The organism is Mycolicibacterium palauense, from assembly GCF_002592005.1.
Taxonomy (GTDB): domain Bacteria; phylum Actinomycetota; class Actinomycetes; order Mycobacteriales; family Mycobacteriaceae; genus Mycobacterium; species Mycobacterium palauense.
This window is the reverse complement of sequence record NZ_NVQF01000042.1, coordinates 34,949-47,226: the sequence shown is the minus strand read 5'-3', so window position 1 is coordinate 47,226 and position 12,278 is coordinate 34,949. Positions and strand designations below refer to the sequence as shown.

The 12,278-nt window shown below is 66.9% G+C and carries 16 protein-coding genes; 9 read left to right on the top strand and 7 right to left on the bottom strand.

All coding sequences use genetic code 11. From position 1 onward, the window contains the following. Window positions 1-112, bottom strand: a 112-nt coding sequence (locus CSR00_RS31290) for an acyl-CoA dehydrogenase family protein (protein ID WP_141564358.1), incomplete at its 3' end; no start/stop codon positions are given. A 240-nt stretch (window positions 113-352) separates the two neighbouring features. On the opposite strand from CSR00_RS31290, the gene CSR00_RS17250 reads away from it, so the two are divergent. Both CSR00_RS17250 and CSR00_RS17245 read left to right on the top strand, forming a co-directional pair. Further along, window positions 353-880 (top strand): cytochrome c oxidase subunit 3 family protein, encoded by a 528-nt coding sequence (locus tag CSR00_RS17250; protein ID WP_245906160.1) that lies wholly within the window; start codon window positions 353-355, stop codon window positions 878-880. Beyond that, the gene (locus CSR00_RS17245; protein ID WP_176562116.1) at window positions 880-1,149 is read left to right on the top strand and encodes a cytochrome C oxidase subunit IV family protein; all 270 of its coding nucleotides are present in this window, start codon (window positions 880-882) and stop codon (window positions 1,147-1,149) included. Before CSR00_RS17250 ends, CSR00_RS17245 begins: the two co-directional genes overlap by 1 nt. A 42-nt stretch (window positions 1,150-1,191) precedes the next feature. Here CSR00_RS17245 and CSR00_RS17240 read toward each other — a convergent pair whose 3' ends face one another. Continuing rightward, window positions 1,192-1,650 carry a pyridoxamine 5'-phosphate oxidase family protein gene (locus CSR00_RS17240; RefSeq protein ID WP_245906159.1) on the bottom strand — a complete coding sequence of 153 codons (459 nt, stop codon included), beginning with the start codon at window positions 1,648-1,650 and terminating at the stop codon, window positions 1,192-1,194. Between the two features lie 181 nt (window positions 1,651-1,831). On the opposite strand from CSR00_RS17240, the gene CSR00_RS17235 reads away from it, so the two are divergent. Continuing rightward, a complete protein-coding gene (locus CSR00_RS17235) occupies window positions 1,832-2,494 on the top strand; it encodes a TetR/AcrR family transcriptional regulator (protein WP_099023639.1) in 663 nt (220 codons plus the stop codon). A gap of 6 nt (window positions 2,495-2,500) precedes the next feature. Here CSR00_RS17235 and CSR00_RS17230 read toward each other — a convergent pair whose 3' ends face one another. Then, complete coding sequence (locus tag CSR00_RS17230) at window positions 2,501-3,553, bottom strand: phosphotransferase family protein (protein ID WP_099023638.1); 1,053 nt, start codon at window positions 3,551-3,553, stop codon at window positions 2,501-2,503. A 282-nt stretch (window positions 3,554-3,835) separates the two neighbouring features. Here CSR00_RS17230 and CSR00_RS17225 point away from each other — a divergent pair, with 282 nt between their 5' ends. The 5 genes from CSR00_RS17225 to CSR00_RS17205 all read left to right on the top strand — a co-directional run bounded on the left by CSR00_RS17225 (window position 3,836) and on the right by CSR00_RS17205 (window position 8,225). Next, entirely contained in the window at window positions 3,836-4,582 is a 747-nt protein-coding gene (locus CSR00_RS17225; protein ID WP_099023637.1) for a hypothetical protein, read from the top strand. A 134-nt stretch (window positions 4,583-4,716) separates the two neighbouring features. Then, window positions 4,717-5,124 (top strand): YidH family protein, encoded by a 408-nt coding sequence (locus CSR00_RS17220; RefSeq protein WP_218014511.1) that lies wholly within the window; start codon window positions 4,717-4,719, stop codon window positions 5,122-5,124. 6 nt (window positions 5,125-5,130) lie between these two features. After that, the gene (locus CSR00_RS17215) at window positions 5,131-5,463 is read left to right on the top strand and encodes a hypothetical protein (RefSeq protein WP_099023636.1); all 333 of its coding nucleotides are present in this window, start codon (window positions 5,131-5,133) and stop codon (window positions 5,461-5,463) included. Between the two features lie 216 nt (window positions 5,464-5,679). Next, window positions 5,680-6,543, top strand: coding sequence for an aldo/keto reductase (locus tag CSR00_RS17210; protein ID WP_218014510.1), 864 nt, complete (start codon window positions 5,680-5,682; stop codon window positions 6,541-6,543). Window positions 6,544-6,650: 107 nt separating this feature from the next. Continuing rightward, window positions 6,651-8,225, top strand: coding sequence for a phospholipase D-like domain-containing protein (locus CSR00_RS17205; protein ID WP_245906158.1), 1,575 nt, complete (start codon window positions 6,651-6,653; stop codon window positions 8,223-8,225). Here CSR00_RS17205 and CSR00_RS17200 read toward each other — a convergent pair. After that, window positions 8,203-9,234, bottom strand: a complete 1,032-nt coding sequence (locus tag CSR00_RS17200) for a fused (3R)-hydroxyacyl-ACP dehydratase subunits HadA/HadB (protein WP_099023635.1) — start codon at window positions 9,232-9,234, stop codon at window positions 8,203-8,205. The two genes, CSR00_RS17205 and CSR00_RS17200, sit on opposite strands and share 23 nt — an antisense overlap. A 232-nt stretch (window positions 9,235-9,466) precedes the next feature. Between CSR00_RS17200 and CSR00_RS17195 the strand changes: the two genes are divergently transcribed. After that, a complete protein-coding gene (locus CSR00_RS17195) occupies window positions 9,467-9,955 on the top strand; it encodes a DUF4262 domain-containing protein (protein WP_099023634.1) in 489 nt (162 codons plus the stop codon). A 68-nt stretch (window positions 9,956-10,023) separates the two neighbouring features. Here CSR00_RS17195 and CSR00_RS17190 read toward each other — a convergent pair whose 3' ends face one another. From CSR00_RS17190 to CSR00_RS17180, 3 genes are all read right to left on the bottom strand, one after another. Beyond that, window positions 10,024-11,100 carry a phosphotransferase gene (locus tag CSR00_RS17190; protein ID WP_099023633.1) on the bottom strand — a complete coding sequence of 359 codons (1,077 nt, stop codon included), beginning with the start codon at window positions 11,098-11,100 and terminating at the stop codon, window positions 10,024-10,026. A 221-nt stretch (window positions 11,101-11,321) separates the two neighbouring features. After that, window positions 11,322-11,567, bottom strand: a complete 246-nt coding sequence (locus CSR00_RS17185; protein WP_099023632.1) for a hypothetical protein — start codon at window positions 11,565-11,567, stop codon at window positions 11,322-11,324. A 28-nt stretch (window positions 11,568-11,595) separates the two neighbouring features. Continuing rightward, window positions 11,596-12,270 carry a cysteine hydrolase family protein gene (locus tag CSR00_RS17180; protein WP_176562115.1) on the bottom strand — a complete coding sequence of 225 codons (675 nt, stop codon included), beginning with the start codon at window positions 12,268-12,270 and terminating at the stop codon, window positions 11,596-11,598. Window positions 12,271-12,278 lie beyond the last annotated feature (8 nt).

The window sequence follows — 12,278 nt, the reverse complement described above, 5'->3', positions numbered from 1 at the left end:
GGTACTGGTTGGCATGCTCGAGCTCACGCACACTCGGGCGGACCTCCCGATCGACAAACAAGCGCACGGTCTCGACCAGCAGGGTCTCTTCCTCGCTGAGCTCACACGACATACCCCGCACCCTACCCAGATTTTTATTTCATGTTAAATTTACCTGCGGACGGCTCACCTCAACGACGAAGGGCTGCGGAATCGTGCAACGGTCCATGGGCGGGACAGGAAACTGCGAAGGCGGCGCCGGTGGCGGCCGCGCGACCCGCACAGCGGAAGGATGAGTACCGCGGGGGCGGGTAGCCCGGTATCCGCGAGGGCGGCGACACCGCCGGAACGCCGCATTCCCGGTGAAGAAGGCGTGTGGGTCTTCATCTTCGGTGACATGACCGTGTTCGCGATCCTGTTCGGGGTCTATCTCTACTACCGCGGAGAAGACCCGGGCCTGTTCAACGAGTCCCAGCTCAGGCTCAACCAGACGTTCGGTGTGATCAACACCTTCGTCCTGCTGACCAGCTCGCTGCTCGTGGTGACTGCGGTTCGCGCAGTGCGCAGGGGGGCACACGTGCTGGCACGTCGACTCGTCTATGCGGCCATGGCATGCGGTGTCGTCTTCGTGGCCAATAAGGCCATCGAGTACGGCCAGAAGATCTCGCACGACATCGTGCCGGGCACCAACCAGTTCTTCATGTACTTCTACGTGATGACCGGCCTCCACCTTCTCCATGTCGTGATCGGTATGGCCCTGCTCGGGCTGATCGTCAAGCTGACTCGACGGCCGGCCCTCACGGGCCGCGAAGAGGGCTACATGGAGGGGGCCGCGAGCTTCTGGCACATGGTCGATCTCCTCTGGATCGTGATCTTCCCACTTCTCTACCTGGTGAAATGATGCTGGTATCACTTCTGCGCGATCGTATTTCGTTGGTGTGGCTGGCACTCGTGGTCGCCACGCTGGCCTCTTGGACCCTGGGTGTCGGACACGAACTGCCGGACCACTACGCGGCGATCAGCATCATCGTCATCGCGTTCGCCAAGGTGCACTTCGTGGGCAGGTACTTCATGGAACTACGCCACGCGCCGTTGGCTCTCACGGCGGTCTTCGCCGCCTGGAATGTCGCTGTGGCCGCGGTGTTGATCGGACTGTATCTCTTCGCGTGAACCGCGTGATCTCTGGGCGTGATCCGCGTGCCGCTCCGCCGCTCACCCGAGCTTGCGGAAATCCCAACTGCTGATCTTGGTCGGCGACACCCGGAGCCAGCCGTGTCGCCCGTCGCTGACGAATCCGGCGCCATCGAAGTACTTCTCGGCAAACAGCCGCTCCGGCTCGACCAGGGCCTCGTGGGGTTGGCCGACGCGCGGAACCTCACCGACGACCGCCGCGGTGCCCAGTATCTCCGCACCGCGTAGTTCGCCGTAGTCTTCGCCGGCGTCGACGGAGACCGATATCAGCGGGTTGTGGGACAGATCGGTCCAGCGCTGGCTGCTCACGATGGAATACAGCCACAGCGAGGTGCCGTCCCAGGCGAACCACAGGGGTGTCACGTGCGGTTGCCCGGACCGGGTGACCGTGCCTACCCGGCACGTGCGCTGGTGCGCCAGAAAATCGTTGAGCTCCTCCGTCGTCATCGAGATGGAGCGACGCCTGCGCTGGCTCTTCACCGCAACATTCTATTCCAGATTAAGTTCATCGGCGAGCCGGCCTCACCTCGGTTGAGGAACGCGGGCACCGGCCAGGGCGTCTTCGCTGAGGAATCGGAGTGACCACTCGCGCCGGTCGAATGGTCGATCCCCGTGGGTCGGCGTGTCGATGAGTTCGTCGCGTACGCCGTATTATCTGTGGATGGCCAGACAAGGTACCCGGCTCCCGGCCGCGGCCGAGGAAGCTGTTTCGGGTGGGTCGGAGTCGGAATCTAAGTCGGCGTTGACACGTTCGCGGATCCTGGATGCCGCGGCTCGCGTCTTGTCCGAACGTGGTTATGCCGGTCTGCGCCTCACGGATGTGGCGGCCGAGGCCGACCTTCAGGCCCCCGCGATCTACTACTACTTCCCCTCGCGCGACGAACTGATCGAAGAGGTGATGTGGGCCGGAATCGCCGACATGCGGGCGCATGTGGCGAAGGTGCTCGATCAGGTTCCGGACGGGACGGCGGCCCTGGACAGGTTGCTCGTCGCCGCGGAGGCGCACCTGCGGCACGAACTGGAGATATCCCACTACACCACCGCAGCCATCCGGAATGCCGGCCAGGTGCCGGAAGGCATCCGGAAGCGACAGGTTCTCGAAGAGGAGCGCTACGGCGAAATCTGGCGCAGGCTGATCAACGATGTCGCCCGGGACGGGGTGTTGCGGCCGGAGCTTGATCTCTACATCGCCCAAATGCTGGTTCTGGGAGCGCTGAACTGGGCCGTGGAATGGTGGAACCCACGCCGAGGCTCGGTGGAATCGGTCGTGCGCAACGCGCAATCCGTGATTCGGCACGGTCTTGCCGAGGTGCCCGAGGAGTGACGGCACTCACCCGGTACGTGCGAGATGCGTCGCCGCCGACGCCAGTAGCACGCCGATCGAGTGCTCGAGGTGCTCGGGCTCGATGGACGCATGCGTGCCCATCGCTCCGGCGATTCGGCGGGCGCGTACGCCCTCCAGCAGGCTGGCCGCGCGCCATTGCGAGAACGCCCGATAGTAGTCGAGATCGGCCGTCCCGAACCCGGTGATCTGTTGGTAGACGGCGACCATCTCATCGCGGTCGGGAAACTCGCCGGCCCGCGTGGGGCTGGGCATCACGATCGCGGGTTCGTCGGCAGGACGCCAATCGTCCAGTAGCCATGCGAGATCGGCGAACGGGTCGCCGATGGTGCACAGTTCCCAGTCGAGCACCGCCGTGATGCGTCCCTCCGATACCAGGAGATTGGACAGTCGATAGTCACCGTGCATGATCACCGGCGGCGCGGGTTCGGGCATCCGATCCGACAACCCGGCGTAAACGGCACGCCAGGCGCGGTCGTGTCTGCTCTCGGCGCCGACCCGTTCCCAGGCCGCGCTGACCCGCCGCAGCTGCCGCACCACATACGGTGTGTTCGAGGCGGTGATGCCGAGTGTGGAAACGTCGAGCCGATGCAGTCGGCCGAGAGTTTCGGCCACGGAGATGCCGAGTTCCCTGCGCTGTGCCGGGCTCAGGGTGCGGGCCTCGTCCTCGGTTTCCAGCGGGGTCCCCTGAACGCGTTCCATCATCAGGAACGGCGATCCGGCGGGACTCTTGCCGGTACCGACGACACGGGGCACGGGAACGTCGGTGGTCGCCAGTGCCGTCAGGATGTGGGCCTCACGCTCCACGTCATGGGCGTTGCCGTTGGCCGAGCCGGGCGGGGGTTCGCGCATCACCCACTCGTGCCCGGCCTCGTCGACGACGAGCGTGGTGATGTTCGACTGGCCGATCCCGACCCGGGAGACCGTGAGGGGAGGGTTGACCTCGGGCGCGTGCCCGGCCAGCCAGGCGGCGACGTCGTCGGGGCATGCCCACATCCCCGCAGCGGGATCGGTTCCGGTTCCCCCGGTCGGCTTGCTCATGCTGCGCTCCTTCGCCGTTCGTGGCACGCGATCGGCAGACCGGAGCCGCCGTAATTTACTACAGATTAGATAATTCCATGGCCGCGGTGTCGTCCATTCGGCGGGTTGCGCCGGTCGGGCGAACCCGGCGCGCCCGCGATCGGCGCGGCGCCGGTCGTATGCCGGTTCGGGGGAATCTGCCGAAACCGCTCGTATCTCTATTCTATGTTCGATTTAATGATCGGGATACCGCCCCGCGCGGCCCCGAAGAGGCCGGCGCACGGAGTTGCTGGAGGGAAGACCATGGCCACTGCGCTCGATCAGTCCGCGACCGGGCGGGGGACGCCCGCGACGCACACCGACTACCGGCTGCTCAGGGTCGCGCTGTGGACGGTCTGCCTCTATGTCGGTTTCGGGCTGCTGGGCTTCGCGGTCTTCGCGGGTTTCTGGCCGCCGCCGAGCCAGGATCTCGACGCCGCGAGCATCGCGGCCTACTTCAGGGAGCACGAGACCGCGATCCGGGTGGGCATGGTCTTCATGGTCGTCGGTGCGCCGTGCTACTACACATGGAGCATTGCACTGTCCAAGATCATCTCCCGGATGGAAGGCCCGATGGGGCCGCTGTCCATGACGGAGTTGATCGGCGGGCTGATGACCGCGGTGGTGACCGCCGTGCCGGCAGTGGTCTGGCAGACGGCTGCCTTCCGCTCCGAGGCGCGCTCGCCCGAGACCGTCCAGACGTTGTACGACTTCGGGTGGCTGTTCTTCGATCTGACCTTCATGTTCTCGTTCCTGCAGAGCGTCGCACTCGGCATCGCGATCTTGATGGACCGGCGCCCGGTTCCGCTCTTCCCGCGGTGGGTCGGCTATGTCTGCTTCCTCACCGCGGCGGTCTACGTCCCCCTGACCCTGGTGCCGTTCGCCCGCACCGGTCCGTTCGCGTGGCACGGGGTGCTGAACTTCTGGGCGGTGTTCGTGATGTTCTTCGTCCTCATCGCCGTGCTCACTCCGTATGCGTTCCGCGCCCTGAGGCGGCTCGAGGCGGAGTGATCCGCTCGCCTCTCGGGCGATGAACTCGGGCCAGGACGTCGGGGCGCCGCGGCACGCGGCTGACGACGTTGCGCGCCAACGCGGCCGGGCTGCTGATCGCGGGAGGGTGCCGGCCCGCGGGCTACCGTGGTGGGGTGGCCGACAACGAGGTGATGGACTTCGACGGCGACCCGGAGCGCGGTCCGCGCTCCCCGCGCGGGGTCTACGACGTGGGCCGGGAGCCCGACCCGCTCTACACCCTGGCCAACGAGCGCACCTACCTGTCGTGGCTGCGCCTGGCGGTGACGCTGCTCGCCGGTGCCGTCGCCATCGACCGGCTCTTTCTCGAGCACCCCACGTTCGGAAGCCAGATACTCGCCCTGGGGCTCGTGGCCATCGCCTTCGGCACCTGCGGTCTCGGTGTCCGGCGGTGGTGGGCGACCGAGCGCGCATTGCGCCTGCGCCTGCCGCTGCCCGGTTTCAGCGCGCCCCTGCTCGGCATCGTGGCCATCCTCCTCGTCGGAGCCGGCGTCATCGTCCTCATCCTCACGCCGCGGGGTTGAGCCGCGATGACGGCGAAGCCGGGGAAGCTGTGGGGGAACCAATACCCGTTCGAGCGCAATCATCTGCAGCGCGCGATGGCGTTGCTCGGGTTGGGCGGCGTGTTCGCCGTCACCGTCATCATTCTCGTCCACACAACCATCACCGGCGTACTCGGGATCTTCCTCATCTGCGCGGGTGTGGTGGCCGCATTCGCGGCGGCGTCACGGCACCGATACGTCCGGGAGACCGAAGCCGGGTTCGCCATCCTGCGGGCCCGCGGTGGGCTGTTCGTCCTGAGTACGGCGCTGGCCTTTGCCGTCGTCGGCGTGCTCGTGGCCGTTCTCGTCCTCCTCGGGTAGGGGCTCGGGACCGGAATCGAGGATCGCCGGCACCACGCCCCCACCACGAGGTGTACTGCCAGTACGCGGATAGCCGGACCCTGGCGCCGCGCCGGTGCGCGGTGTTCAGTGGGAGTAGACGAGCACACCGTGCCGGCCGGGGCCGCAAGGTGTCGGCCGGGAATCCGGCGGAGTGCACGCGGAGCCACACGTGTCAGCGTCATCGAAAGGAGACGAGTGGTGATACTGCAAGAGAACTACACCTTGTCCAACGGGGTGCAGATCCCCAAGCTCGGTTTGGGCACCTGGATGATCGACAACGGCGACGTCGCGCGAGCCGTGCGGGACGCGCTCGAGATCGGCTATCGCCACATCGACACCGCACAGGCCTACGGCAACGAACAGGGTGTCGGCGAGGGCCTGCGGAGCAGCGGTGCGACACGCGAGGACATCTTCGTCACGACGAAGGTCGACGCCGGTGCGAAGTCCTACGAGGCGGCCGCCGAGAGCATCGATCAGTCGCTGGCGACGTTGGGCCTGGACCACGTCGACCTGATGATCATCCACAGCCCCCAGCCGTGGGGCGAGTTCGGCGGTGACGAGCGCTTCTTCGCGGAGAACCGGGAGGTGTGGCGGGCGCTCGAGGAGGCCTATCGGGCCGGCAAACTGCGGGCCATCGGATTGTCGAACTTCCAGCGGACCGACATCGACAACATCCTCGAATCCGCGGCGGTGCGGCCAATGGTCAACCAGATCCTGGCCCACATCAGCAACACCCCGCACGAGCTGATCGGCTACACCCAGGAGCAGGGCATGCTCGTCGAGGCGTACTCGCCGGTGGCGCACGGCGAGCTGCTGAAGAACGAAGGGGTCGCAGCGCTCGCCGACAAGTACGGTGTCTCGGTGCCGCAGCTTTCGATCCGCTATGACCTGCAGCTCGGCACGCTTCCGCTGCCGAAGACGGCGAATCCCGAGCACATGAGGAACAACGCGGATGTGGACTTCGAGATCTCCGAGGAGGACATGGAGACCCTGAAGCACGTCAAGGACATCGAGGACTACGGCGACGCCAGCGTGATGCCCGTCTTTGCCAAGCACTGACGGGTGCAGCGGTTCGCCCGCGGTGGCGGACGGTGACTCTGCGATGGGACGCTGATCGGGGCCGACCGGCGCGCGGTCGGACCGATTGTCCGGACGGGAGGCCATCGGTGTCGGATCGGCAGCAGGACCACGGCGCACCGGCCGGGCCTGGCGGCGGGCCCCTGCTGGTCCCCGGCCGGACGTGCTGGCGCACCGCGCGGGCCGACCGGTTCGCCCCCGTCCTCGACGGTGCCGACTACCTGGCGCACGTGAAGGCCGCGATGCTGCGGGCGCGGCGCCGGATCATCCTGATCGGCTGGGACTTCGACGCCCGCACGACGTTCGAACAGGGCGGTACGACGTTGGCGGGGCCGAACAGCCTGGGCCTGTTCCTGCACTGGCTGCTGTGGCGCCGACCCGATCTGCAGGTGTATCTCCTCAAGTCCAACCTGCGACTGCTGCCGGCGCTCGACGGCTTCTGGTTCGGTCTGGCTCCGGTCGCCGTCCTCAATCAACTCACCTCCAGGCGACTGCATCTGGCGGTCGACGGGGCCCATCCACCCGGTGCGGTACATCACCAGAAGATCGTGGCGATCGACGACGCGGTGGCCTTCTGCGGCGGCATCGACATCACCCTGGAGCGCTGGGACACCCGCGCGCACGCACCCGACGATCCCCGGCGCCGGACCTCCGGGCAGCCGTACGGACCACGCCACGAGGTGGCCGCCGTGGTCGACGGCGATGCCGCCCGCGCGCTGGCGGACGTCGCCCGCGACCGGTGGCAGGCCGCGACCGGGGAGACCCTGGCCGCTCTGCAGCCGAGTACGACGGCCTGGCCGGCCCGGCTGGCGCCGTCGCTGCGGCGCGTGCAGGTGGGGATCGCGCGCACCCTGCCGGTGCTGCCCGACCGCGAGGAGGTCCGGGAGATCGAGGCGCTGAACCTGGCGGCCATCGCGTCGGCCCGCGATGTCGTCTACCTGGAGAACCAGTACCTGGCCGCGCGCAGCCTGGCCGAGGCGATCGCCGTTCGGTTGCGGGAGTCCGACGGCCCCGAGGTGGTGATCGTGCTGCCGCGCAGCGGCGAGAGTCCCCTCGAACAGCAGGCGATGGACAGCGCGCGCGAACTCCTGCTGAGGCTGTTGTGGGACGCCGACGAACACGGCAGGCTCGGCGTGTTCTGGCCGGCCGTCAAGGGTGGGTCCTCGGTCTATGTGCACTCCAAGGTGATGGTGATCGACGACCGGCTGCTGCGGATCGGCTCGTCCAACCTCAACAATCGGTCCCTGGGCTTCGACAGCGAGTGTGACCTCGCGCTGGAGGCACCGGCCTCGGCCGGCGAGGATGTGCGCCGACACATCCTCGGTACGCGCGACGACCTGGTGGCCGAGCACCTGGGCGTGACGCCGGCGGTGTTTCGGGATGAGCTCGCGCGCACCGGGTCGTTCCTGCTGGCGGTGCACGCGCTGCGCGGCACCGGCCGCTCGCTGCGTGAGTTCACGCCGTTCATGGTCGCCGCGGACGCGGGCCCGTTGGCCGAGAACGATCTGATGGACCCCGACCATGTGCCGCCCTCGGTGGCCCAGAGCCTGTGCAGCCTGGTCACCGCGGTGCTCACCTGGCCGCTGACCAGGGTCGCTCCGGGGCTCAGATCGTTTCCCGGCATCCCCGGGCGTGGTGGGGTCAGCGGAAGCGAACGTCCATAGTGGCCAGACCGAAGATCTTCTTGCCGGCCGATTTCGCGGCGACGAGGACGACCCCGGTGCGGGTTTCCGGGTCCAGCGACTTGATCCGGCCGCTGAACTCGATGTCGGCGCCCTCGGTCGCCGAGACGATCGCCGGTGCCGACAGCCGCACCGCGTAGCGGGTGACCGCCCCGGGGTCACCCGACCACGCGGAGGCGAATCCGGCGCCCAGGCCCATGGTGAGCATCCCGTGGGCGATCACGTCAGGCAGTCCGGCCAGCTTGGCGATGTCCTCGTCCCAGTGGATCGGATTGGCGTCGCCGGCCACCCCGGAGTAGTTGACCAGGTCACCGCGGGAAAGCCGAGTGTGGCGCGTCGGCAGCTCATCGCCGACCGAGACGTCGTCGAACGACGGAGTTCCCGGGGCGCGGGTCCACCCTCCCTCAGAGATGCGAACCTCACCCTCGGGGCGCACGGTCTTGCGGTAGCCGGCTTCGGATTCGCCGATTCCGAGGATGTTGACGTCGTGCATCATCGCGTTGTGCACCGCCGTCTTGATCGCCGGGTCGACGTCCTCGGCGGTCACGCCGACCACGGTGGTGTGCAGGGTGTGCACCCGCTCGCCGGCGGTGTCGGTGAACGTGTTGGTGACGGTGATCAGGTCCCGGCCGGCGATCCGGCGCAGCGAGGTCAGTTCGACGTCGATGTGCAGTTCATCGCCGGCCACGATCGGGCGGTGCTGCTCGAAGACCTCCTCGGTCTGCATATAGGTGTCATAGCCGACGACCACCGACTCGAACATGCGGCGATTGCAGGCCATGGCCGGGGTCGAGGTGAACGTCAGGGGGGCCACCAGGCCCGAATAGCCCAGCTCGGCGGCAGCGGCGGAATCCCAGTGCGCGGGGTGGTAGTCCTGCACGGCGCGCGCGTACTCGCGGACCTTCTCGCGGCCGACCAGGTAGGTGTCGTCCGCCTCGTAGTAGTGGCCGAGTCGCGCTTCGAGCGCCGATGCTTCCGGTGCTGCGGTCATGGAATATGCCCAACTTTCCTATCGGCTGGTTCGTGGAAGCCGACCACAGCACATTAACGCGCCGGTGGCGCGGCACTGCACTGCGATGTGCGTCGCCAGTCGACCGCCGCGTGAGAGGCGGAGGTACCCGGCGGACCGCGCGAGGCCCCGTGACCTCCTGGTGGGCGTCGACGCCCGGAACTGTCGGTGGGCGGCTGCAGGCTTGTCCGTAACCACTACGGAAGGGGACCGGATGTGCTGGCAGTGTGATCACCCCGACGGCACGATCGAGGAGTACCTGGATATCCTGCGCAGCACGATCAGACGTCACGGGTGGGCAGTCCAATTCGTCGAAAGTGAACGCCGACCGTTCGCGTACACGATCGGCCTGCACAGTAGGGGTCTGCCCGAGCTCTTGATAACGGGGTTGCAGCCGCAGACCTCGGCGCGCCTGCTGAACTCGATGGCACATCAGATCGTGGACGACGGCATTGACCTGCAACCCGCCATGCGCATCGACTTCCAGGGGGAGTTTCTCCTCGAGGTGGTCGAGGTGGAGCATCCCGACGTCCACTTGACCTTCGCGGTGGCGCTCTGCGGCGAGCAGGTGAGCGCGCACCAACTGGTGTGGACCGACGATAACCGCCGCTGGCCGTGGGACAGGGGATGGAGTCACGGTCGACGCCGGCAGCCGGTACTGGGTGTTCGCAGTCCGCCCTCTCCGAAACCGATCGGCCAATGATCGCCCACGGAAACGCCGAACGTCTCCGGCACTCTTGAACCTTGTGGAGCGCTGGCCCCGCTCGCCCGTCAGATGCGCTGCGCAAGCTCCATGCCCACGGCGGCCAGCCTGCGGTACCGGTCGCGAAAAGTACCGGCACGAGAGTCCGAGGCGTTGCCGTCCAGTCCGCGGCGGTAGACCCCGGCCCCGATGGATGCCAGCCGGAACAGGGAGAACACCAGGAAGATATCGAGAGAAGCGGGTCTCTCCCGGCCCAGGTGGCGGCAGTAGCTCGCCACGAAGGCACGCTCGTCGGGGATCCCGGTGCCCGTCAGGTCCTCACCGGCCACCCCCGCCGCGCTGTCGGGCCCCTCGGAAAAGTGGTAGGTCAGACAGGCGTATCCGAGATCGGCCAGCGGTTGTCCGATGGTGGACAGTTCCCAGTCCAGCACCCCGACGATCCGCGGCTCGGTGGGATGGATCAGGACGTTGCCCAACCGGTAGTCGCCGTGGGCGATCGTCGCCGGCTCGTCCGGGGGCAGATGCTCGGGCAGCCAGCGGGCCAGCCACTCCATGGCAGGCATCTCCTCGACGCTGGCGGCCTCCCACTGCCGGGTCCACAGGGCTACCTGGCGCGCCAGGTAGTTCTCGGGTCTACCGAAGTCTGCGAGACCCGCTGCGTGCCAGTCGACTCGGTGCAGGACGGCGAGCACACGCGCCAGGTCCTCGTAGATCGCGGATCGCTCGGCGGGGGTTCCGGTTCGCATGACGCGGTCGGGGAACACGCGCCCGCCGATGTGGTCCATGACGAAAAATGGCGTCCCGATGACCGATTCGTCCGCGCACAGCAGCCGCACCGGCGGTACGGGAACGTCGGTCTGGGCGAGCGCGGCGAGAATGCGGTACTCGCGTTCCACGGCGTGCGCGCGCGGAAGCAGAATCCCCGGCGGTTTCTTGCGCAGGACGTAGGTTCCGCTCGTGGCCTGCAGGTGATAGGTGGGGTTGCTCTGGCCACCCTGGAACTGCCGGATCGTCAGCGGGCCGGTGAAGCCCTCCAATGCTGAGGACAAGTAGGTCGTCAGCGCCTCGTTGTCGATGCGGTGCGCCGCCAGCACCGGCACCAATTCCGGCTCACCGGCGGGCTGGGGCTGGTAGGCATCGGCCATGGCTGCCTTTCGAGAGGGTCCTGGCATGCGGCACTCCATTGTCCCGCGTGAGTCGGAGCCGTGTGATCAATCCGGTGCACGAAGGCCGTCGCGCTCAGTTATTGCAGCCGGCGACGCGTCTCGAAAGCCAGATTTGTGTAGCCCACCCGGTACGAATCGCCTCGTGGTCGACACCGGCTTCCGAGTTCGGCTGGAGTCCAGCGACGTGCACCCAGTGGCGTTCAGCCCACCTTGCTCCGTGATCGACGGGAGGCCACGGGAAGCCGACGAATGGTGGCGAGAAGTTCGGCCTCTTCTTCGTTTAGCCCGGGCCCGGCTTGGGCAAGGGTGGCAACGATCGCGTCGAAACGCTTATGCAGCTGCGCTGGGGTGAGTCCGAAACGGGGGAGGATGTCCTCGTCCGGCGGTCCTCCGAAGGGAGCCCATCGGATGACGAACTGCACGATCTGGTGGTCAAACCAGTCCATCGGACCTACCTCCTGGGAACTGGCGGCGCTACAGCGTCTGCGGGGTCCTGGTCGAGTTGCGTTTCCTGTGCAGTTTGTCGGAGGCAAATGACCTGTAAAGTGCGTCGGCGGAGATGATTTCGGCCTGTCGTGGAAATATGCGCCCCATCAGAAGCCGATGGATTTCGGTGTCTGGATCAGCGCAGCTGTCTTGAAGGACAATCAGGCGGTAGTCGCGATCGGCGGCTTCGCGAACGGTGGACAGCAGGGCGCCGCTGGTGTGTGCTCCACACAGGATTAGGGTGGTAACCCCGAGATTCGTGAGCCGCTCATCAAGGTCGGTCGTCGAGAACGCTCCCAACCGCCTGGCCCGGACGGCTACGTCGTTGGGCTGAACCGTTAGTGCGGGGTGGACGGCGGTCTCCGAGGTGTCGTTCTGGAAGCGCCGGTCACGGGACAGCATCGAGAATTCCTTGTTCGTGGTCGGCATGAACTGGTAATCGAGGTCGTCCAGGGCAATCCGTACGAGGTAGACATGGCCGCCGTGTATGCGAACGATGTCCTCGGCGGCGTTGATCTTCATGAGCAGGGCATCCGAATCCGGCAGAGCATCGAGGATGCCGTTCTGGCAACCCAAGACGAGAAGTGCGCACTCATTCGCGTTGATATCCGGAAGCGCCCGGGTAGCCGTTCTTACTCGTGCGGGAACCGTTCCTTCCTGCACAGACGGGA